The organism is Anaplasma centrale str. Israel (assembly GCF_000024505.1).
Lineage (GTDB): Bacteria > Pseudomonadota > Alphaproteobacteria > Rickettsiales > Anaplasmataceae > Anaplasma > Anaplasma centrale.
Map to the genome: position 1 here is coordinate 157,349 of NC_013532.1, position 23,290 is coordinate 180,638.

General features: G+C 50.1%; 17 protein-coding genes and 2 tRNA genes. 11 read left to right on the forward strand and 8 right to left on the reverse strand.

Translation table 11 applies throughout. The features are described 5' to 3' along the window. Positions 1–584 precede the first annotated feature (584 nt). The 5 genes from polA to ACIS_RS00800 all read left to right on the forward strand — a co-directional run bounded on the left by polA (position 585) and on the right by ACIS_RS00800 (position 7,785). Positions 585–3,134, forward strand: a complete 2,550-nt coding sequence (gene polA, locus ACIS_RS00780; RefSeq protein ID WP_012880351.1) for a DNA polymerase I — start codon at positions 585–587, stop codon at positions 3,132–3,134. 112 nt (positions 3,135–3,246) lie between these two features. Continuing rightward, on the forward strand, positions 3,247–3,990 hold the full coding sequence (rpe, locus tag ACIS_RS00785; protein ID WP_081440554.1) for a ribulose-phosphate 3-epimerase: 744 nt from the start codon (positions 3,247–3,249) through the stop codon (positions 3,988–3,990). A gap of 18 nt (positions 3,991–4,008) precedes the next feature. Continuing rightward, positions 4,009–4,788: an MlaE family ABC transporter permease gene (locus ACIS_RS00790; protein ID WP_012880353.1), complete on the forward strand. Its 780-nt coding sequence runs from the start codon at positions 4,009–4,011 to the stop codon at positions 4,786–4,788. Between the two features lie 4 nt (positions 4,789–4,792). After that, entirely contained in the window at positions 4,793–5,512 is a 720-nt protein-coding gene (locus ACIS_RS00795; RefSeq protein WP_012880354.1) for an ABC transporter ATP-binding protein, read from the forward strand. Between the two features lie 158 nt (positions 5,513–5,670). Next, on the forward strand, positions 5,671–7,785 hold the full coding sequence (locus ACIS_RS00800) for a hypothetical protein (RefSeq protein WP_012880355.1): 2,115 nt from the start codon (positions 5,671–5,673) through the stop codon (positions 7,783–7,785). 64 nt (positions 7,786–7,849) lie between these two features. Here the strand turns inward: ACIS_RS00800 and ACIS_RS00805 are convergent, their stop codons facing one another. From ACIS_RS00805 to glnA, 3 genes are all read right to left on the reverse strand, one after another. Continuing rightward, on the reverse strand, positions 7,850–8,833 hold the full coding sequence (locus ACIS_RS00805) for a polyprenyl synthetase family protein (RefSeq protein ID WP_012880356.1): 984 nt from the start codon (positions 8,831–8,833) through the stop codon (positions 7,850–7,852). Between the two features lie 9 nt (positions 8,834–8,842). After that, positions 8,843–9,796, reverse strand: coding sequence for a phospho-N-acetylmuramoyl-pentapeptide-transferase (mraY, locus tag ACIS_RS00810; RefSeq protein WP_238523289.1), 954 nt, complete (start codon positions 9,794–9,796; stop codon positions 8,843–8,845). Positions 9,797–9,882: 86 nt separating this feature from the next. Continuing rightward, positions 9,883–11,301, reverse strand: a complete 1,419-nt coding sequence (gene glnA, locus ACIS_RS00815) for a type I glutamate--ammonia ligase (protein ID WP_012880358.1) — start codon at positions 11,299–11,301, stop codon at positions 9,883–9,885. A gap of 217 nt (positions 11,302–11,518) precedes the next feature. On the opposite strand from glnA, the gene ACIS_RS00820 reads away from it, so the two are divergent. The 3 genes from ACIS_RS00820 (at position 11,519) to hemA (ending at position 14,247) form a co-directional block, all read left to right on the forward strand. After that, positions 11,519–11,590: transfer RNA gene (locus tag ACIS_RS00820), tRNA-Lys, on the forward strand. 36 nt (positions 11,591–11,626) lie between these two features. Continuing rightward, entirely contained in the window at positions 11,627–12,871 is a 1,245-nt protein-coding gene (gene tyrS, locus ACIS_RS00825; protein WP_012880359.1) for a tyrosine--tRNA ligase, read from the forward strand. Between the two features lie 167 nt (positions 12,872–13,038). Then, positions 13,039–14,247 carry a 5-aminolevulinate synthase gene (gene hemA / locus ACIS_RS00830; protein WP_041651093.1) on the forward strand — a complete coding sequence of 403 codons (1,209 nt, stop codon included), beginning with the start codon at positions 13,039–13,041 and terminating at the stop codon, positions 14,245–14,247. Positions 14,248–14,255: 8 nt separating this feature from the next. On the opposite strand, the gene ACIS_RS00835 is transcribed toward hemA, so the two are convergent. Further along, the gene (locus ACIS_RS00835) at positions 14,256–14,633 is read right to left on the reverse strand and encodes a YraN family protein (RefSeq protein ID WP_238523290.1); all 378 of its coding nucleotides are present in this window, start codon (positions 14,631–14,633) and stop codon (positions 14,256–14,258) included. 150 nt (positions 14,634–14,783) lie between these two features. Between ACIS_RS00835 and secF the strand changes: the two genes are divergently transcribed. Next, positions 14,784–15,713, forward strand: coding sequence for a protein translocase subunit SecF (secF, locus tag ACIS_RS00840; protein ID WP_012880362.1), 930 nt, complete (start codon positions 14,784–14,786; stop codon positions 15,711–15,713). Continuing rightward, entirely contained in the window at positions 15,694–17,502 is a 1,809-nt protein-coding gene (gene mrdA / locus ACIS_RS00845; RefSeq protein WP_012880363.1) for a penicillin-binding protein 2, read from the forward strand. The genes secF and mrdA overlap by 20 nt, the downstream gene beginning before the upstream one ends. A gap of 216 nt (positions 17,503–17,718) precedes the next feature. Here mrdA and ACIS_RS00850 read toward each other — a convergent pair. From ACIS_RS00850 to ACIS_RS00870, 4 genes are all read right to left on the reverse strand, one after another. Next, positions 17,719–17,790, reverse strand: a tRNA-Cys gene (locus ACIS_RS00850). Positions 17,791–17,792: 2 nt separating this feature from the next. After that, entirely contained in the window at positions 17,793–18,692 is a 900-nt protein-coding gene (locus ACIS_RS00855; protein ID WP_041651371.1) for a class I fructose-bisphosphate aldolase, read from the reverse strand. A gap of 284 nt (positions 18,693–18,976) precedes the next feature. Continuing rightward, positions 18,977–20,272: a pyruvate dehydrogenase complex dihydrolipoamide acetyltransferase gene (locus tag ACIS_RS00860; protein ID WP_012880365.1), complete on the reverse strand. Its 1,296-nt coding sequence runs from the start codon at positions 20,270–20,272 to the stop codon at positions 18,977–18,979. A gap of 515 nt (positions 20,273–20,787) precedes the next feature. Further along, on the reverse strand, positions 20,788–21,183 hold the full coding sequence (locus ACIS_RS00870) for a hypothetical protein (protein WP_012880366.1): 396 nt from the start codon (positions 21,181–21,183) through the stop codon (positions 20,788–20,790). A 486-nt stretch (positions 21,184–21,669) separates the two neighbouring features. Between ACIS_RS00870 and guaA the strand changes: the two genes are divergently transcribed. After that, complete coding sequence (guaA, locus tag ACIS_RS00875) at positions 21,670–23,259, forward strand: glutamine-hydrolyzing GMP synthase (protein WP_012880367.1); 1,590 nt, start codon at positions 21,670–21,672, stop codon at positions 23,257–23,259. The last annotated feature ends 31 nt before the right edge of the window (positions 23,260–23,290 follow it).

The following is a 23,290-nucleotide window of genomic DNA, read 5'->3' on the forward strand; positions in this document are numbered from 1 at the left end:
TGCTGTGATGACCAACAGAGGCGCGCGCCACGCCACCAACTGGCCGCGATGCGGCCTGGCGACCCTGCTGCGAAGGCACAGCTGCCCGCCGTGTCCGCGCAGAACGTATGCCTTTAGCTGCTGTGCGACTCTTAGGTGTTGTTGCGGCTGTACGTTCCTTCTTTGTGCTGGCTGCACGCTTGCTACTCGTAGCTTTTGCCGCCTTGGTTTCGCTCTTGGGTTTACTGCCGATAGTTCGTGACATGAACTGAACTCCCCTTTTGTGTTTGGAACAACCTCGGATTGTAGCTAAATGCTGCTGCTCCAACCCTAAATTGTAAAAACCCAGTGCAATTCTCGGCTATAACAGTTTGCAATTTCTTAATGAAGTCACCACATACAACCCAACGGGCTTCGTGTGGCGCACTTGTAGATGCTTGGTAAGCTGACACTTGAACTCTTGGTGTCTACCCAAGACTGACACCAGCGTTTTTGTAGTGTACCCCGATGGGTGTTGCGAGGTTTAGCATTTTCATAAACAACAAGCTGGAGACTCCATCAGTTTTGCGCTATTTAGGATACTCAGGGGTTTTGGGGTGCTACATATGGCGAGCTTTGTGGTTGTGGATGCGTATGGGTTTCTCTTCCGCGCATATTATGCCCTCCCGCAATTGCACACCTCTCAAGGTGCGCCCATAGGCGGCGTGTACGGATTTATCAATATTCTCTTGAAACATCTTATGGAGCACGACGCAGACTATCTGGCAGTTGTTTTTGACACTGGGTCAAAAAATTTTCGCCATGCCATGTATCCGCAATACAAGATGAATCGTCCAAGATTACCTGAGGATCTACTTCGGCAATTCTCGCCACTGCGCGAAGCAGTAAGCGCACTAGGCATTGCCAGCGAAGAGGTGCAGAATTTTGAGGCAGATGACGTGATTGCTACGCTGAGCACGAAATATGCATCGCAGGATGTTCAGGTGCGAATAGTTACCGCAGACAAAGATTTGCTGCAACTTATTGGGGAACACGTGCAGGTTTTTGATCCTATAAGGAATAGGTACCTGACTAACGAATACGTTGTGGACAAGTTTGGCGTGACTCCAGACAGGCTGCTGGACGTGCTCGCTCTAACTGGAGATACTTCCGACAACATCCCTGGCGTGCCAAGCATTGGTGTGAAAACTGCTGCGAAGCTTGTCAACCAATTTGGATCTTTGGATAACGTTTTGAATTGCGCTGAGCAAGTTGAGCAAAAAAAATGTCGAGAAATGCTTATACAGCACGCAGATCAGGCCACACTCTCGAGAGATTTGGTGTCTTTACAGCGGACAGTCGAGTTTGATGGGGATCTGGACAAGTATGCCAAGAGACCGCCTGACACGGAACGATTGCTAGCGTTCTTAGAAAAATACGAGCTAGGTTCTTTGCGAGGGAAGATAGAACAGTGTTACCAAGTCTCCTTTAAGTCTTCTGAGAGGCAAGACGCAGGAGAACTGCCAGAATCTCAAACCGAGGATCCAGTGGCATTCTTGCACAAATGCGAGAGCATCGGGGTACTGGCTTTCTATGCAAAAATTGCAGATGAAACCATCAACGAGCTATCAGTTGCCTACGATAGAGAGCATGCACTTACCATACGCAAGGAAGAAGTGCAAAATTTTATGGAGGTTGCCAAGCAGATTTTGGCTTCGGATTCTGTGCTGAAAGTTGTGCACGATGCGAAGTTGATTATGCAGCATTTCCCGGATTTAGGAGTATTTGATGATGTTATGTTGATGTCTTACAGCTTGGATGCCAGTAGTCACGACCACAGTTTGACGGGCATGACCTACCGTTACTTGCATCAAAAATTTCCGGCCAAGATGGCATGTGCTCTTGTGCAATTGCATTCGGTAATGAGGGAAAAACTGCTTTCAGATAGGCTGTTCACTGTTTATTATCAGCTTGAGAGGCCACTTGTACGCGTTCTCTACGAGATGCAAGAAGTTGGCATTGAAGTGGACACGGAGATTTTGAAGCAACTTTCGCGCGATTTTCACGGTTCTATACGCTCGCTGGAAAGGGAGATATATGGTCTTGCTGGGTGCAAGTTCAATGTTGCATCTGCTAGACAGCTGGGGAAGCTTCTGTTCGAGCGTATGGGGCTTAGCAGCAGCACAAAGAAAATGCCTTCCGGTTCCTATTCTACGAATGCTGAGGTACTGACAGAACTCGCCGCAGAGGGGGTAGAAATTGCGGACAAAGTGCTCAAATGGCGGCACTTCTCCAAGCTTAAGAGCACTTACGTTGATGCCTTACTAAGGCAGGTAGAGACTGGCACTGAACGGGTGCACACCAGCTATTCCATGGTCGCCACCGCGACTGGTAGAATAAGTTCAAGTAATCCAAACTTGCAGAATATACCTATCAGGAGCAAAGAAGGTACCGAGATAAGAAAAGCATTCGTGGCGCGCGAAGGCCATAAACTAGTGTCTGCAGATTACTCGCAAATGGAGCTAAAAATCATGGCTCACATTGCCGGAGTGCAGGCCTTCAGGGATGCTTTTGCCGAGGGGAAAGACATTCATCAGGTAACAGCTCAGCAGATTTTTGGTGATGACGTTACGGACCCGGAACTCAGGAGGAGAGCGAAATCTATAAATTTCGGAATCATATACGGTATGAGTCCGTTTGGTCTGGCAAAGAATGTTGGCATTACCAGACAGGAGGCCACCCAGTATGTAGAGCAGTATTTTCGCTCCTATCCCGAGATCAAAAACTACATGGAGGCGATCAAGGCCTATGCAAGGAAGTACGGGTATACCAGAACGGCTTTTGGTAGGAAGTGTTACGTTCCTGGCATAAACAGCGCGCAGCACGCAATTAGAGGTTTCGCGGAGCGTGCCGCAATTAACGCTCCAATACAAGGTACGGCTGCGGACGTCGTCAAAAAAGCCATGATAAATTTGCGCGATAAACTTGAAGTTGGCACGATCATTTTGCAAGTACACGATGAACTATTGGTAGAAGTGCCCGAAAGCCATGTAGACAACGTCGCACAGTTGATGAAAGAAGTAATGGAAGGCGTTGCGAGTTTTTCTGTACCACTCAGAGTTGATATCGGGGTCGGCAATAGTTGGGGCAGTATGGCAAAGCTAGAATCGGTATAGAAGGGACGGCAGGCGCGCATACACTGTTGGCAGCTACGTGTTAGCTGTTGGTTTGTATTCTGCACCTGATTTGTTCGGGTTACATCTTGAAAGACAAGCCCTAAAAGCTATAATGCGCGAGGGTCGTATTTGTTGGTTTGTTGTCTTGTTGGCTAAGAAAGAAGATTTTTGTAAAACTCCTGGCAGTGGTGGGCACGAGGCCGCCAAGGGCGTGGTCGTCTCCGCTTCTATGCTTTCTGCGGATTTTACGAACCTGAGCGCCTCGATTGCTGCGGTGGAGACTGCTGGGGCTGACTGGCTACATATCGACGTTATGGATGGATGCTTTGTACCCAACCTGACTATGGGTCCTATAATCATTGCTGGCATCAGACAGTGTACCCGCTTGGTGTTGGACGTGCACTTGATGGTTAGAACGCCAGCGCTTCATTTGCGAAGCGTAATAGACGCTGGGGCCGATATAGTCACTGTGCATGCGGAGTCAGACGTACACCTTTACCGGTTTGTAAGAGAAGCAAAATCCTACGGGAAAAAAGTTGGAGTGTCTCTGGTTCCAAAAACCCACCACAGCGTCCTGGAATACGTAATACACGAACTGGACCTTGTGCTTGTGATGTCCGTGGATCCGGGGTTTGGCGGTCAAGAGTTCCTTGTGTCCCAGCTGCGCAAGATAGAAAAAATCCGCGCAATGGTAGAGCAGTATTCCCTGCCGACCAAAATCTCTGTGGATGGAGGCGTAACCACAGAAAATGTCGGGTCTATTATCGGTGCAGGAGCTGATGTGGTAGTGGTTGGTACATCGCTTTTCAAATCTGCTAACATGTGTAAAGTGGTGCAGACCCTGAAGTCGTTTTAGCAATGCTGTGAGGTAAGGTTGAACGCTATCGTAGCAATTTTTGCCGCCATTGGCCGGTACTTTATTGGGCTGATCATTCCGGTAGGAAGGATGTCAGTTTTTTGTGCGCAGTCTGTGATGCGAGGCATTCTCCCACCCTACTACTTCCCGATAGCAGCAAGGCAATTTTTTGAGATGTGGTTCTTCTCTCTTCCCATCGTTGGGATGACCGCACTGTTTACCGGTGGTGCGCTGGTGTTGCAAGATACCTTGGTTGGTGGCGGTAAGGTTGCGGCCCACTTCATGGCGGGCATAGTAACCGTTGCCACGGTGCGGGAACTTGGCCCGGTTTTGATAGGGTTGATTGTTGCAGGGAGAGTAGGTGCTGCGGTTGCTGCAGAAATAGGAACGATGCGCATCACTGAGCAGATTGATGCTCTGGATACTCTTGAGGCCAACCCCTTCCAGTATCTAGTAATGCCTCGAGTTATTGCCCTCATGATTGCAATGCCCGTGCTTATCGTATACACGGACTTTTTAGGGATATTCGGTGGGTACGCGGTTGGTACGTTGGGTTTGGGTTACGATTCAAACGAGTACCTTGGCGGCGTCGCTGAATTCTTACACTTCAAAGATGTTGCTGAAGGTTTGGTCAAGGCAGTGTCTTTTGGCTTTGTAATTTCACTTGTAGGGTGTTATAGCGGGTATTATTGCAGTGGAGGGGCCAGGGGGGTTGGTGTCGCGACTACCAACACTGTTGTTGCATCTTCTATGCTCATTGTATTACTTAACTATGTAATTACAGTTTTTTACGCGTAGTCTCATGTATGCTGTATCCATATCTGATTTGCACATGTCCTTCCGCGATAAAAAGGTGCTCCAAGGTGTTGACCTCAGCATCCCGTGGGGGGAATCTCTAGTAATTCTGGGGGAGTCTGGTAGTGGGAAGTCGGTGCTGACTAAGATAGTGCTGGGGCTCATAGCACCCACCTCTGGTAGCGTAATAGTGGATGGAGTAGACGTGGCCCACGATCGGCAGAACACAAAGAAGTTTAGTGTCCTATTCCAGAACTGCGCCCTGTTTGATAGCCTGACTGTGTGGGAAAATGTGGTTTTTAATTTTCGTAAGAGGCTAGGCATTAGCTGTAATCAAGCTAAGGAGCTAGCGCAGTCTGGCCTGGAAATGGTAGGCCTGGATGCCAGCGTTATGGACGTTTATCCCGTGGCACTTTCGGGGGGCATGAAAAAAAGAGTTGCGCTTGCCCGCGCGATAATCGGCAGGCCGAAGATCATGATTTTGGATGAACCAACCTCTGGACTAGATCCGATAATGTCTGATGTGGTCAGTGATATCATCATGCAATGTCATGCGGAACTCAAGCTGACTATTATCACAATAACACACGACATAGATAGCGCCTTCAAAATAGCAGACAAGATTGCAGTGCTGAAGGAGGGCAGAATCATTGCATGTGAGACGGTAGATAACATCAGAGACAGCAAAGATCCCTATGTGATAAAGTTCATGAGGCTTGCCTCCTAAGCGGGCGAAGTTATATATTGCGCCCGGCCGGGGCCGCAGGGACCGGCGCGTATTCCAGAATATTTTGTTGGTAGGTGGCGCACTTGGCGTAGTATACTCCTCTGGGCGCCCTGTGTTAGCACCGGGAGCCTGTAGGCGCAATTGTGGGTCCTTTATAAATGTGGAATGCTGAAGACATGGACGGGCAGTCTCCCGCTTTTGTGCGTACGTTGGCGGACATGCCAGTTGAGGAGATGTTATCACGCAACGGTGACGCCCACCCGCTCTCTGTGCTAATGGATGCCATGTTACCTAGTTCTCAGGGACATGGGGTGTTGAGTGATTTGTGGGGAATGCTATGCTCAACATTCGCTGGTGGCCGATATGGGGCCACAAAACCTGATGGTTCTGAGAATTCTGGGAATGAGCGTGCGCAGCGGCAACCAATGCGGAGTTCGCCTGTAAAATCCGGAAGCACACACACTGGTGCGGAAGATCCCGTGTTGAGGAGAGATCGTCGTATTCCTGCAGTTATAGAATGCATAGGGATAGTGGCAGATAAGATCGAACAGGCGCGCTTAGCATCAATGAGAAAGGGGAGAGTTACTCATGCGACATTTGTGAGTAGCGTCGAGAAATTTTTGCAACAGGAACATGGCTGTACCCGCAGGTGTAGTGACGGTGTTACAGAAGTTCGGAGAAGTTTCATCTACATGTTATGCCTGCAGTACCTAATGAGTACAGGCAATGTGGAAAGGCAAGATCTCATATTCAGGCTTGTGAAGACGTTCCTATTGAGGTTCTCGAGGTATGCACTGGACACCCGCGGTGCGCGGGCAATTCACTATGCTCTATCACTGTGCGGCGGCAAGCAAGAAGAGGAGTTCATACACCAAATCATACGCCCACTAATTGCACTGGAGGCTCGACGCTTCCGAACAGAGTGCACTGATATCTCTTTTGTGGATACACTAAAGGATAAAGAGGGCAATGGTCCGCTGCATTATGCGCTTAGCTCAGTATACTGCTCTGAAAGTGCAATAAGATACGTGCTCCTACACCTTGATCGCATCAGCACGCCGGGGGACCCTGCACTGCTGCACGAGTTTCTTGCTGGCATACCCTACTATGCACTTTTTTATTCGTTGAGTGAGAGTTGTGAGAGATCCAAGCTTGCGTTTAGACGGTCAAATGCGGAACTAAGGCACAATCTTGGTTGGTTGCAAGGCCATAGCGGCCCCCGTAACATAGACCTACATGCGGTTGCTGGCATGATAAGGAACCGAGTTGAAAATGCGAACGGCATTGCTGCAAGGGCAAGAATTTTCAACGCAAGATTTTGCAATATATTGCACATGTTGCGTGCTAAAGATACCAGGATCCGCAACGCTAATGTGCTGTTGCAGCATGAGGGATTTGCGCCCATTGAGGAGTTTTTTACTTACTGCAGGCGGAAACTAAGCCGCATACGCACCGAGTCGGATGTAGAATCTTGCCTCTTGGACGACATAATACGTGGACACTTGAGGGAGCTTTTCAGCTTTCGTAGGTGCGAGCGCAGCCGCATTGGCGCTGGAACAGCGGTTCACGAACTGGTGGAGTATGTTCTAAGCGACAACGCCTACGTAAGGCGGGTCAGCATATGTGCTGACTACACGCGCAGGTTATTCTGCGCCAATAGAGCGGAGAACAATACTGATGGGTGGGAATACGACACGTACACCATGGTGGTGAGCAGTTTTTTTGCTATGGTGTGTTCGATGTGCAAGCTATCCTCGCGTGTTTTTACTGACCACGCGGAAGTATGTAGCAGTTTTTTAGAGGCAAAGCGCGGTTACGCTCGGGAGCATCGAATGCTTGGGGTGTTCTGCTATTTTTTCCCCAGCGTAGGAAGCATTATATTCGTATGTGCACTTGCAGGTATTGTGACCAGTAGTGGGGCTCCGCTGCACACCAAAATGTGGCAAATTTTTGGCACTTTGTGGGCCACAATTTTGCTGTGTACAGTTTTATATACTTACTGTGCGCTGGAAAAAGCAGAGGTTGTGCGGAGAACGCGGGAACTCGAGCGCAACTTGGAAAACTATATACTTGGCATAATACGGTGCGGTGAAGATACACTAAAAAATGCGCAAGGTATGTATGCCGTGCCCGCGTTTGGTACAACATCGCGAATGTGCGACGCACCTGTTGCCACGAACACATCTTTACGTGCTGTTGTAGCGCCTTCCGGGGAAAGAGTTGTCAGCGTCGAGAGTGCAACACGGAGGACTTGTGGGGTGTCTATGGCCTGATACACACCCTAGGACTGTCAACCCTACTGCTGAAGGCTCGGTGGTGGCGAGCAGGTGTGTGCCACTAAAAGCGCCTCTGTAGCGCACTACGCAATAGCGCGCTTAGCTTGGATTTGTACTGTGAATCGGGAAATGGCTCCAGAAATTTGTGCGATGCGTCCACGTATTCTGCGGCAAATGCTATGGCTTTCTGCGCAACGTTTAGGGATGATATGTAGGAATGCACTGATGCAACATCTGAGGGTCTACCGGCCAAGGCACCCCTTAACATCTCTTTCCCGGCGTAATCCGCCTCTTCGTACGCCATGATCATAGGCAAAGTAACCTGGCCGTTGCTAAGATCCTGACCGGGCGTTTTCCCCCACTTCTCATGCTGTGCCGTGTAATCAAGTAAGTCATCCACGATTTGGAACGTTATGCCAAAATTGTGCCCGAAATTCTTCAACGCTTTTCGGTCATCAAATGAGCTTTCAGATAAAACACCGGCGGATTCACAAGTTGCGGAAAACAGGGCGGCAGTCTTTGCAGATATTATTTCTAAGTATTTCTCGCGCGTGATATCCAAACTTTTGCTGTACACCATCTGCTGTATCTCTCCGGTAACTATTGTACAGGATGCCCTAGACAGTGTTGTAAGAAGCTCGAAATTACTGCATGACACCAGCCACTGAAAGGCGGTGGCCAGGAGAAAGTCCCCCACCAAGACGCTGGCCTTGTTTCCCCATAGGCTGTTTGACGTCTTCGTGCCCCTGCGTGACTCGCTTTGGTCCACGACGTCATCATGCAACAAGGTTGCGCTGTGTATAAACTCTATTGCAGCTGCTATAAGTATCCTGCGCTCGTCTTGCAGTGCTAGCATCTTGCAAACGGCAAGCAGCATGATTGGCCTTATGCGCTTGCCCCCAGAGAGCATGAGGTGGTTGATTATGTCAGTGATGTACGAGATATCACTATTGCTTGTTGTGACTATAAGCCGCTCCATTTCCTCGAGGTCTTCCGACACCAGGTTTTTGAGATCAGCCAACGCTCTACTAAACGCATCTGGCATACTTTCCTGCTAACGATGAACATAAATAATCACTGCGAGGGATATCACAAATGAGACCACAGCAATAACCCACGCTCTAGTCACTATAGTAGCCTCTTTTAGGCCTGCCTTTTCGAAGTGGTGATGTACAGGTGCTACTAGAAAAATTTTGCGCCCCTTTGTAAGCCTGCAATAAGCCACTTGTGCCATGGTAGAAAGCGCTTCTGCAACAAATACAGAGCCCGCGATTGCGTAGATCAACTCACACTTTAGCATTACACTCATGAGCCCTAGTGACGCTCCAATAGACAAGCTACCTAGGTCTCCCATGAATACCTTGGCTGGATGTGCGTTAAACCACAAAAAACTCAATGCGCTGCCCACGAGTGCCGCGCAGAATATTGGTATGTTCGCATTAGTCGCACCTATGGCTTCTGTGCCAAGCTGCAGCGACAGATGCCCTGTAATTCCCAAGGCTGTGGCGGAAGTCATAACCGGCACAATCGCGAGCCCGTCAAGCCCATCTGTCAGGTTTACAGAATTTGATGATCCCACAACAACAATGTATGCAAAAGGCACATACACCCACCCCAGGTCTATCAGATCTTTGGAAAATATGTGCGTACTTGTGAAGTCACTGGAATTGTGCGAGAGAAAAATAAGCGCAGCAGATGTCATGAACAACTGGGCAAATAACTTTACCCCCAGGCCTACACCTTTAGTGTCTTGTTTGGTAAACTTCAAGTAATCATCCACTCCGCCAAGTATAGCGAAAGGTGCCAAGGTTGCCAGTATCACCCAGATGTCCTGACTGTGCAGATCACCAAATACTGCTGTGGATAATACACATGGCAAGAGTATGATGATACCACCCATAGACGGCACACCTCTTTTCTGGGCAACATGTGCTGCGGGAAGACAGCCACGAATGGGATGCCTCCCTTTTTGAACATTTTGCAGTGCAACTATGATATAGGGTGCCATGGCGAACCCCAGAACTGCTGACAGCAAGAAGCTGCAAAAGTAAGATGGGAGAGCGCCTACTGCCGTGCTGAGCACAACCTTGCTTCCTACAGACTGTAGTAGTTACTGAACTCCACGGGATGTGGATATGACCTCAAACTGTTAGTCTCCAATTTCTTGAGTTGGATGTAAGACTCTACTTGCTCATTAGTGAAAACCCCGCCTTCTAGCAGAAAGTCCCTGTCCTTATCCAAAGATTCTATTGCCTCATCCAAAGAAGCGGGTACCGGTAGAAAATCACGTGTCTCCGACTCGTCCATACTGTACAAACACTTGCTACCAACCTCCAGAGGATGCATCTTGTGTTTAATTCCGTCCAACCCCGCCATTAACTGTGCTGCAAAACACAAATACGGGTTTGCAAGAGGGTCTGGGAACCTAACTTCTATCCTCACAGCTGCAGAATTGCCACTACTAGGTGCGCACGGTATGCGCACAGCCGCAGACCTATTCTCGTGAGAATACACAAGCCACGTAGGAGCCTCAAAGCCCGGCAGCAGCCGCTTGTAGCTGTTAGTCGATGGATTTGCAAACGCGCTCAACGCCCTACCATGCCTTATTATGCCACCTATGTAGTACAAACACAACTCGGATAGCCCTGAGTTATTGCCAGAGAACATGTTGTCTCCACCCTTCCACAAGGACTGGTGGCAGTGCATCCCACTACCGTTGTCTCCATGCACGGGCTTTGGCATGAAAGTCACACTCTTGCCATAGGAATGTGCAACGTTGCGAAGCACGTACTTACACTTTTGTACGCTGTCTGCGCTCGTAACGAGCTCCGCGTACTTGAACCCAATTTCACACTGCGATACCGCGACTTCGTGGTAGTGAAGCAACGGTGTTACCCCAACTTCAGACAACATGACAAGCATTTCCGAGCGCATATCTTGTAGGGAATCAACCGGGGCCAGCCTGCAGTACCCATCTTTGGCACGTATCTTGTACCCGCGGTCTGAGGAGTATAGCTCCCTGTTGCCAAATCCCCCGCCTTCTTGGCAAGCTAACTTAAAGTATGTGTGACAGGGGTCTGTGCCAAAGCGCACATGGTCGAACACGAAAAACTCCAACTCGGGACCGAAAAAGCACTTGTCTGCGATTTTGGACGCCAGCATATACTCATGCGCTTTACGTGCAGTGTAGCGAGGGTCAAGCATATAGTCGCAGTGCCCGTGTGGACTCACAACGTTACAAATAACCGCCAAGGACGGATGGGGAGAAAATGGCTCAACAAACGCGGTGCTCACGTCTGGAACCAACAACATGTCAGATTCTCCTACAGGCTGCCATCCCGGGATGGAGGAGCCATCAAATGCGATACCGTAAGAAAAAACCGCAGCGTCCAGGGCGGAAACGCTATATGTTGTGTGGTGCCACCTTCCGAGAAGATCGGTAAACCGCCAATCTATGAATTTGATCGCATTTTTTGCGACGTAGTCCATCAAGTCTTCCGCACGTGAAAACACAACACTACCCCTGTATATACGCTTGTAAGAGATTAAGTATAGCATCGCGGGTTTTTTGTATCTTTGCAAAAAAAAAAAAAAAAAAAAAAAAAAAAAAATGCGCTGCTCCGACCACGTGCTGTAGACTGTCTGCTTGGAGGGCCGTTTGGGGTTTTTGACTTCTACAAGCAAAAGCGTTACCATCGTGGCGTTGGTTTGCTGACTCTAAGTGTGCTTGGGTCCTGTAGCTCAGTGGTAGAGCAGGTGGCTTTTAATCACCGTGCCGCGCGTTCGATCCGCGCCGGGACCACTGGCTTCTCAGTATTGTTGAGGTGAACAGGAGCTCATGGAATACAAGTCCGAGTTTTTGCGCGTTCTGCAAACCAGGGGGTACCTTCACCAATGCACCGAAGCTGCCGCACTTGATGAGCTCATGGCATTGCGGCCGATAACTGCGTACATAGGGTTCGACTGCACCGCGCGTAGTCTGCACATCGGAAGTCTAATGCAGATTATGGTAATGCGATACCTGCAAAAGTTCGGCCACAAAGTAGTTGTGCTTTTGGGGGGAGGCACCACCAAGATTGGTGACCCTTCTGGTAAGGACAAAGCCAGGGCGATGCTTTCCGAAGCGGAAATTGCGGCTAATAAGGCTGGGATCCTGGCTACGATAGAAAAATTTCTGCACCGGGATAATGGCGTTATCGTGGTGGACAACGCCGAATGGCTTGGCGAAGTGCGATACCTCGAGTTTTTGCGGGAGATTGGTAGCAAGTTTTCTGTCAATGCCATGTTGGGCCTGGATAGCGTGCGCAGCCGCCTAGACCGGGACCAGAGCCTCAGCTTCTTGGAATTTAGTTACGTTCTACTGCAATCATACGACTTTGTAGAACTGCATCGAAGGCACAAATGTGTGCTACAAATAGGTGGGGCTGACCAGTGGGGCAACATCGTAAATGGCATAGACCTAGGACGCAAGCTGGGGCTGCCGCAACTCTATGGTTTGACAACGCATCTCTTGCTCACAAGCACTGGGGAAAAGATGGGTAAAACTGCCTATGGGGCGGTGTGGCTCGACGCCGCAATGTTTGATCCCGGAAATTACTGGCAGTACTTTCGCAATGTTCCAGATGTGGAAGTTGGCCGCCTACTGCGGCTTTTTACTGAGCTGCCGATGAATGAAATTGCCGAGTTAGAAAACCTGCAAGGCGAAGCAATAAATGAGGCTAAAAAGGTTCTGGCCACTGAAGCTACCGCAATATGTCATGGTAAATCCGCTGCGCTTGCGGCTGAGAACGCGGCTCTACAGGTTTTTGAGCACAATGACGATGTGGGGTTGCCTAACTTCCCCCTGCACAAGAGCCTTATAGCTCAGGGTATATCAGTGGCCAAGCTCCTGCAACTGGCGGGACTGGAAGAGAGTATCAGTGCTGGAAGGAGGCTCATCAAGGGTAGGGGATGTAAAATCAATGGAATGGTAGTCGAAGATGCTGACCATGCGCTGACTCAGGCAGACTTTGCGCGCAACGGTGGCTACATAACTGTGTTCTGTGGCAAAAAACGACGCATAAAGGTGGTTGCGCAAGATTAGATAAATTGGCCACTCCGCTACTGGTATTTTGGACTGTAAACGCAGGGTTTCAGCCATGGTTAGGTATGTTGCATTGCGTTGGTGGCGTTCACACAATGGGGGATATGGTGTTTGTGGTAAAAAACAGTGCTTAGTGTTATGCTGTGGCAAAATGTGGGTTGTTTCCTATGATGGATTACGAGAAAGTATTTCTTGAGAAGATACAAGCTATCAAGGAAGAAGGTAGATACAGGGAGTTTACCGGGTTTCGTCGCATTCCAGGAAAGTTCCCATATGCCATTGAATGCCAAACAGAGAAAGTTATCACGCTCTGGTGCAGCAATGACTATTTAGGTATGAGTCAAAACGAACATGTGCTCTCCGCTGCGCGTGATGTGAGTGTCAATGTTGGGGCTGGGGGGACCAGAAACATTTCTGGCACTACCAAAGAAGTCATAGAACTAGAACGCTCTCTGGCGGATCTGCACAACAAGCCTGCAGCTCTCGCATTTGTTTGTGGATATGTTGCCAACCAGACTAGCATCAGCACAATTTTGTCGATGATTCCAGACATAGTCGTGTTTTCCGATGCGAAAAATCACTCATCCATGATTGAGGGTATTCGCGCAAGCAACAGGGAGAGACACATCTTCAGACACAATGATGTAGAGCACCTTGAAAGCCTGTTAGAGGCATCTGGCCCGGGCCCTAAAATTATATTATTTGAGTCGCTATATTCCATGGATGGGGACATTGCCCCGATCCGGGAGATTTGTGACCTGGCTGATAAGTACAATGCAATCACATATTTGGATGAAGTGCATGCAGTTGGCATGTACGGGGCCCGCGGTGGCGGAATATCAGAACGTGAAGGGTTGGTTGATAGGATCTCAGTAATTCAAGGCACGTTGTCCAAGGCTTTTGGAGTCATGGGTGGGTACATAGCGGCCTCAAAGGGGTTGGTGGACGTAGTGAGGAGTTTTGCGCCGGGCTTTATCTTCACGACTGCGATTTCCCCATTGATTGCCGCGTCTGCTAGGGCCAGTGTTGAGCACCTGAAGGTGAGTAACGTGGAACGAGAAAGGCATAGACAAGTTGTGCAGAAAGTCAAGGATGCAATGCTGGGTGCGGGCATAGAGTTTGTCATGACTGAGACTCACATAATACCGATCATAATTGGTGATGCAGAAATCTGCAGAAAAATCTCTGGGGCACTGCTGCACGATCACGGAATCTACATTCAGTCAATCAACTACCCAACTGTTCCGCATGGTACGGAGAGGCTCAGGATCACTCCCACGCCGTTTCACACAGATGACATGATAGAGGGTTTGGTTGAGGGACTGTTGCAGGTGCTGCACAGGTTTTCTGTCCCGCTAGTAAGGAGTTGTGTGTGACCTGTGCGCTACCACGCGTTCACGAAGCGAGTGATGCCGCTTCTGGGGGAGATACAATATACCTCGAAGCTAATTTGGTGTTCATAAAATTGCGGATGGCGCGAGAGAAAATATTGCGCCGTCCTGACGATGGATCGGCGCTGCTTTCCCGTAACTGGTACCTCACGAAAGCGTGAGGTCATGCTGGTTTTCACTTCAATGAAATAAAGCTCCCGCCCGTTTTGCACTATGAGATCAATTTCCCCCAGGGGGGACCGGTACCTGTGATGCAATATCCTATGAAGCCGGAGTTTGCGCAGCAGCAAGACTACCAGCTCTCCGGCGTAGCCTGCCAAGTTCCGCACCTTTTTTACTGCCCTGTTCCCGCTTTTGGTGCCGCACAACACGAGCTTAACATAATTACGTCTATGCGCACTGTATACCCGTGCCATCGATGTTTTGCAAGCGGCAACCTGGTTACACATTACAACTATTTCCCTTGAATCTGCAGCCAAAATGGCATAGACTTTGCCACTTGAGCATTTGCTGCATTGGCCATGGTCCTGCGCATCATTCCTGATAGCATCAACTTTGATTTTGTAAGGCACGGGAAACTTGCCTTGTTTGCCAGCTTTGTTCTGCTGCTGAGTTCGGTATTGATTATTGTGCTCAAAGGCGTGACATTGGGGACGGACTTTACTGGTGGTGTAGTTGCCGATTTTCGCCTTAATGAAGGGCACACAAGTGTTGAGCGAGTACGTGCCGTGCTCTCCGATTCGGGGCTCAGCGGGCTCTCAGTACAGGGTGTTGGGGATGATGGTCAGGAATTTATGGTAATCTTTCGTGGCGCTATTGGCCCCAATGGTTCCGATGAGTTACAGCGCATAAAGAGCGCCCTGAACAGTATGGGTGCAATAACATACAGGCGGCTAGACTACGTGGGTGCACAGGTTGGTGGTGCACAGGTGGTACGAGGAATTGTGGCGGTGCTGTGCTCGTTAGTCGGGATGTTTCTGTATCTATGCTGCAGGTTTAGGTGGCAGTTTGCGGTTGGAGGGGTTTTGGCTTTGGTGCATGACGTCGTGATCACAATGGGGATAGTCAGTGCCACTGGAATTGAGTTCGGACTTCCAGCCACGGCTGGCATTTTGATGATTATCGGCTACTCGGTCAATGATTCTGTCGTGATATACGATAGGATTAGGGAGCTAATAAGCGGTAACGGCCTGTGCGGCAAGAGCATGGGTAGCATAATCAATGCTGGTATAAACTCCACACTGTCCAGGACCTTGCTTACGTCTGGTACTACACTGCTGGCCGCAGTGCCCCTAGTATTGTTATGTGAAGGTGCGGTGCGTGATTTGGGGATTATAGCATTCTGCGGCGTGGTTATAGGCACGTATTCGTCCATTTTCATATCTACTATTCCCCTTATGGGTGGCGACACAGGGGCTCTAAAACGCAAAAATGAAGAGAATCCTGCATAACACGTGGGCGGCCCTAATAGGCGCGTCGCAAGACCGCAATGTAAAAAAGGTCTATAGCCGCAGGATTGTACTACTAGCGATGCTGCAGACATTGGCAGTTTCTGTACTAGCGTTCAGGGCATACCACCTTCAAGTGCGGTGCGGTAGGAAGTATAGGATGTTGTCTGATAACAATAGGACACGCAAACTACTAATTCCGCCTATTCGTGGCAAGATTCTTGATAGAATGGGAATAGAACTCGCAACATGCAGGCCGGCGTACAGGGTTTTCTGTGCACTCCAGCACGTGGGGGATGTTGACGAATTGCTCAGTGCGCTGGTGCAAATTACCAAGCAGTCGATACTAGAGGGGGCCATTGAGCGTATAAAATCCAAAAAGTTTGCAGCTGTCATGTTGTACGATGACATAAGCTGGAAGCAACTTTCTGATATTGAATTTAGCATATACAAATTACCGGGTATCTATATATCACCGTTTCATAAGCGGCACTACCCATTTGGCGCAAGCTGTGCTCACCTTATAGGGTATACCAAAACCTGGTCGGGTGGCGAAAGTGGCAAGCCTTCCCCGGAAAGACGTGAAGGAGTAACTGGGGTGGAATACACGTACGATGACATCCTCAAAGGTACTCCGGGAGTTGTGGAACACGAGATCGACGCTCGAAGCAGGAAGGTTGGGGAATTTTTGCTGCTGCGCTGCCTGCCTGGAAACGATGTCACCCTTACCGTGGACGCGTCGTTACAGCAGGCTGCATTTGAGATAATGGGAAATAACAAAGGTGCTGTTGTAGTGCTAGATATATCAAGTGGTGACATACTTGCTCTCTGCAGCGCCCCATCGTACGACAACAATCTTTTTATCAATGGATTGTCCCGTCACACTTGGGAATCAATGAACGATGGCACTGAACTTCCATTTATGAACCGTGCCGTTGCCCTGCAGACTGAACCTGCCTCTACTTTCAAGGTAGTTGCCGCATTGGCTGCCTTGCGTAGCGGAGCCATAGACGTGGACCAGCAGTTTTTGTGTTCAGGTAGTGTGCTGGTGGGGGATAGGAAATTCCGCTGTTGGAACAGGAGTGGGCACGGGTTGATGAATTTAGAGCAAGCCATTACATGCTCGTGTAACTGCTATTTCTACAATGTAGGGCGCCTTATCGATATAGATTCAATTATTGATGTTGCGCGAGAGTTTGGATTTGCGGAGCAGTGCAACACCAAGCTACCCGGGGAAGCTGTAGGAATATTACCGAGCAAAGCATGGCGCGCTGAAAATCTGAACAGCTGGAGGTTGGGAGATACCCTTAATGTCACAATCGGGCATGGCTATTTGCTGGCGACTCCAATACAGCTTGCCGTATTCATAGCAAGAATGGCAAGTGGGGTGAAAGTGTTGCCAAGATTGTGCATGGATGAGCGTCCTCCTGCTCAGTTTACTGCTTTGGAGGCAGATTTTTCTCATATGGAGTTCATGCGACATGCGATGTTCAAGGTGGTAAACTCCCCGGAAGGTACCGCATTTAAGCATTTTGTGCGTGAGACGCTACACAAGTCTGTGAAGGTCGCAGGAAAAACCGGTACTGTCCAAGTTTTTAGTGCTGGGGGGCGTCGCAGCAATAATGGCATATTCGTAGGGTATGCACCATATTCATCTCCCAAGTACGCAATAGCTGCGTTCACTGAGTCCAGTGGTTCCAGTCCTGCCGTTGGGATAGCGCGGCGAGTGTTTGGCCACATGAAAGCACGAGGCTTGTTTGCCCAACAAGGGGACGTAGCCCAGGTTAACTAGGTCTTGTTGCCACTCCAGCATGCCTACCCCCAGAAGCAACTCTCTGCCTTGTAGCAATAATACGGCTCCGAAGATCGCAGCGGACGGTAAGACCGTACATATTAACGCCCGATACCACAGACACTGACGGCAAATGCCGGCTACGCGACAGCCCGCACCTGTGGGCCGATTACCCAACTTTGGTGCTAACCCCGCGCATCATACCCTAAAAACGCGAGGCCGGGACCGGAATCGAACCGGTATAAAAGGATTTGCAGTCCTCTGCATAAACCACTCTGCCACCCAGCCATCTAGCTGTAAATCTCCGCAATGCTACGCATCAACGACGCAGCATCTTTCTCTGGCCTTTGAAAAGAGTTCCTGCCTATTATGGAGCCGTCCCCACCCCCGGCTCTCACGGCCTCAACCTCCTTCAGCAACTCATCATCGCTCTTTGTGCTGCCACCCGAGAATACTACCATTCTCCTACCGGCGAAGCAAGCTCTCTTGACATAAGCAACCCTCTGCGCGAGCGATGAAATATCACACTCTGCGCTATCACGCTCAATATGGTTTGTTGGTAGCTTCACCTTTATTATGTGTGCCCCTATGGATGCGGCTATGTGCGCAGCGTACGACACGACGTCTATGGCGGTCTCGCCCTTCTTAGATAAGTCCCCACCACGTGGGTACGACCATACCACTACTGCAAGCCCGCAGGATTTAGCTTCTCTAATCAATTCCCTGGCTTCACCCACCATAGACAAAAACGACTCCGATCCCGGATAAATGGTAAGCCCTACGGCGACACACCCCAGGCGCAGTGCGTCCTTTACTGAGGCTGTAACCGTCTGATTAGGTGGGGACCCCTTGGGGGACAGTGCAGTGGAACTGTTGAGCTTAAGTATTAGGGGGACCATACCCGCGTGTGCGCAGGCCCCGCACTCCAGCATTCCCAAGGGAGCTGCATATGCACTAAATCCGCAGTTCATGGCGAGCCTGAAGTGATAATGCGGATCATACGCATCAGGGTTGGCCCCAAAACTCCTAACAGGGCCATGCTCAAGCCCCTGATCCACGGGTAGTATGAGCAACCTACCAGTATTTGCGAGCCTTCCATGCAGCAACATCCTAGCAAGATTTGTAAGAACTCCAGGGTTCTCGCCATCATAACAACTGAGGATATGTCTGACCTGCTCGCTAAGACTCATAATGCCACCAAAACCGCACAAAGCAGCAACACCCGCCGCGACGCTGGTGCCCCCGAGCTGGTGATCCACCATTATACGACGGGGATACCCAATTTCAAACTAAATCTGGTAGTACCCCGCGCGTGGGTGTTTTGCATGCACACCAACCATCTTGTGCTGTAACCCATGGTAAAATTGATACGGCATGTTCCACAAGGTTACCAACCACCGCACATACATGGGCCAACATGCTCAACGCACCCCGTGCGCGGATGGTGCCACTACGAACCGAATTTTGCCCACACCTACACCAACATCAGCAACGGGTTCTCGATGTAAAACTTGAATCTGTTTAAAAACTTCGCTGCCAACACCCCATCCACTACCCTGTGGTCCACTGAAAGCGTGACCGTCATAACGTCAGCGGGCACAACGCAGCCATCCACAACGACCGCACGCTTTTCGGATTGCCCTACAGCCATTATGCAAGACTGAGGGGGATTTATGATTGCGTAGAACTCGCGTACTCCAAACATTCCCAAATTGGATACGGTGAACCCACCCCCCTGGAATTCGCTAGGCTGCAACTTCCTCTCTTTAGCCCTGGTGGTTAGGCTCTTTGTGGTGTCGGATATCTCTGATAGGGGCTTCACGTCAACGTTTTTAACAACGGGAGTGATTAGCCCTCCGTCTATTGAGACTGCGAACGATATGTTGACGTCTCTATGGTACCTTATCCTGTCACCCTCCCACGAAGAATTGATTTCTGGGAATTCCCGCATTGCCAGTGCTGCTGCCTTTAGCACAAAATCGTTAACCGTGATCCTAGTGCCGCGATCGGCGCAACTGCCGTTAATTTCAGCCCTAAGCTTCAAGAGTTCTCCCACCATGCAGTCCACTGCGAGGTAAAAATGCGGTACCGTCAACTTTGACTCCAGTAGCCGGTCAGCTATTACCCTGCGCATGCTGCTGACCTCCACAACGTCACCCGCTGCATCTGTTGTGCTGGGAAAGCTGCCTGCCGATGTTGCATCTAAAATGTCAGCCTTGACTACCCTACCATACGGCCCGGTGCCCGAGATTTTGGTAATGTCCACTGACAGCCTAGCAGCGAGTTTCTTAGCCAGTGGTGTTGCCTTGATTTTACGCTCCTCAACAAAATCAGGTATCGGGTACGCAACCCCCATTTTTGGTTGTTGATGCTTGAGTTGAGGCTGCGCAGCCTTTTCTGTGCTAGCTGCACAAGGGCTAGCCGGTGCTGCTGTTGCAGGTTTTTCCTGCGCAGCTGTTGGGCCCTTTGCGGTTGCGCTGTGCCCGACTTCACACAGTGCCTCATCAACGGACCCAATGTCTTCGTCGCCCACTCTTACTACGGCTATAACCTGATTGACCGGCACGTCTCTTGTGCCTTCCTGCGTGAGGATTTTGTGGAGAACCCCGGGCTCATCCACATACTCGAACTCCATCACAGCCTTATCCGTTTCTATATCTGCGATAACATCGCCAGGCTTGACCGGATCCCCCTCTTTTTTGTGCCACTTAGCCACAATGCCGCTCTTCATTGTTGGGGAGAGCGCTGGCATTAATACTCTAACTGGCATAAACAACCCGCACAGAAACCTTAGAAGCAGGACTATCGTTTACAGCATCAAAATGCCAGTGTCAATTCAATTGGTACTACTAAAAGCGGGGTGCGAGCACACCCAAAGCTTGTTCGAAATTCGCAGCTAACGGAAGATCGGTCACGCACGTGCATTCTGGGCCCACGGCAGCCTCCTGGCCAATGCCCACCACCGCGACCGCACGCGAACCCCCATTCGTGTGTTGTAAGGAAAAAAATACCGAGCTCCGCAACCCACCATCCTCGGAGGCTTCACCACTGATGAGCGAAGAAGCCCCCAGGAAACCCGCAGGGCACGTAAGAGGATTGTGTGTCTGGCTTATGTCGGCCACTCTGCTGGAGAGTGTTGCAGTGTAATGGCCCTGCGGGTGTCTCTCAAACCTAATTCATGCGTGCGCCGATGGCACTAAGTGCCGCTGCTACTGCATACCATCCTGCTGCGACCCCGCACAAAACGCCCACGGGAGACGGTGCAGCGACACCGGAAACTTGCTCCTAATATTCAGTCGCGGCGTTCATAATCCTGCGCATATGCGGCATCATAACCTGCATGAAAGCCTTGATCAGCTCCTCATGAGATCCGGCGGGACGACCACCATTCTGAGCTGCAGACGCCACGATTGGCACCAACACCTTAGTCAGCTCCGGCACGGCGGTAGAGATCTCGTCTTTCATTGCTTTCCGCATACGATCGCTCATTGCGCTACCATACTCCTTCTCCATGCACTTTATGACATGCTCGATCTCGTCTTTGGATAGAGAGAAATCGTTCTGGCCCGCCTCGTCCTTTTTAGCGTTGTTAGAACCCACACTCTGGTTGCGTCCTTGCTGCGACGGACTCCTTTGAGTGGTGGCAGCGACGCGATTTTGGTTCCGGGATTCTGCGCTCATACTAAACTACCCTAACGTTGCCTATTGGCGAGAAGGATATGCAAAATTTATTAAAAAATTTATAACTTCTGCACAAAATGCGCGCCCAGGGTACAGGGATCTTGCGTAAATTAATTTTTGAGACTTAACATGGTCTGAACGTACATGTTGTCCAGCAGGTAAACATGGCTGCTGTACCATGAATGCGCGTTGCACGCCGGGTGAGTTCGTAGTATCTGTGGTACCAATTGCCGCTTTCCAAAGAGCGCTGCTATCCCGATTATGTGCAGTGCATCAGGTTCTTAACGATTCACCTATGGGCGACACTGTACGGCTGCAGGTGTGGGCTGCAGATTGACCATCTAAAGAATAAGCGCCCCCTGGAGTCATGTACTGGGCCCTTCACCAAACTGTCAACACCTAATAAGACTTTACACTGCAGTGTCCGGTAAGTATACACAGACTACAGGTTTCCGGTGCTACACGGCATGAGAATTAGGGGCGTAGATGTCTGCCATTGCCATAGTTGACTTTGGTTCGCAAGTAACCCAGCTAATAGCCAGAAGGGTGAGGGAGCTAGGTGCATATAGCGAGGTGTTCCCCCCAAGTACAGATTTTCAGGCCATGATTGGCCGTGGCGCCGAAATCAGCGCTTTCGTTCTTTCTGGGGGGCCGAATTCGGTCCAGCAACTGCATGAGGTTCCCAAAGCGGTGTCGGATGTGCTAGAGCTCAACCTCCATAAGGGCATACCCGTGCTAGGAATATGCTACGGTTTGCAGGTACTAGCGCACTACTTCGGAGCCGATGTAGAACAGGGTGTAGCCAGGGAATTTGGCAGGGCTCAATTGGACGTCGTTGGTCCTTCATCCATCACCGAAGGGGTATGGTCGGTGGGTAGCAAGGCGGACGTGTGGATGAGCCACTCTGATAGTATAGTGGGCGAAGCGCCGCAAGGTTTTAGGGTGGTGGCGCGCAGCGCGGATACTGGGGCTATAGCCCTTATATGTAACGATGAGCGCAAAATTTACGGCATGCAATTTCACCCAGAGGTAGCGCACACACCAGGTGGGCGTGAAATGCTGGACAACTTCTTAAAGGTTGTGGGTTGTGCTAGAGACTGGACTATGGGGTCATTCTTGCACACCCAGATTGATGCCATAAGGTCTGCCACCGGTGGTGGGCGCGTAGTGGCGGCTATAAGTGGAGGTGTTGACTCAAGTGTGGCGTCAGTGCTGGTTCACAGAGCAATAGGGGAAGGGTTGCTATGCGTGTTCGTTGACACTGGTTTATTGCGCAAAGGTGAAGCGAGTGCAGTAAGAGACCTTTTTGTTGACAAGCTCAAGATGCATGTGAATGTTCTGGATAAAAGTGACTTGTTCATGCGGCGCCTTGCGGGCGTTCAAGACCCGGAGGCAAAGCGTAAGATCATCGGTGAGACGTTCATTGAGGTTTTTGAACAAGAGGCGCGAGCCCTGGGTGACATCAAGTTCCTGATGCAGGGAACTATATATCCAGATGTTATAGAATCAGGCACAGGGGGATCTGGGACGAAAATTAAATCACATCACAATGTCGGCGGGCTGCCTGAAGTCATGAACTTGTCGCTAATAGAGCCGTTGCGCTGTCTGTTCAAGGATGAAGTGCGGTTGTTGGGTGAGGAGCTTGGCTTACCGTCAGCGATATTGGGCAGGCACCCGTTTCCAGGTCCGGGACTAGCGGTCAGGATTATTGGGGAGGTCACGGCGGAGCGAGTTGGATTACTTAGAGAAATAGACAACATCTACATAAACATGATGCGCGAGGCGGGGCTATATGGCCACATATGGCAGGCGTTTGCGGTCCTGGTGCCCGTGCGCACTGTTGGTGTTATGGGTGATGGCAGGACTTACGGGTATGTATGTGCGCTCAGGGCGGTAACTTCGAGTGATGGTATGACCGCAGACTGCTTTCCCTTCGGTGAAGACGACGAGAGGAAATTGGAGTTCCTTACATTTTTACAGAAAGTTAGTAGGGCTATTGTAAGCAATCTGCAGGGGGTGAATAGGGTAGTGTACGATATAACCTCAAAGCCTCCGGCAACGATCGAGTGGGAGTGATTTCGGGTGAGTGTGTTGTCTAGAGGGCGGT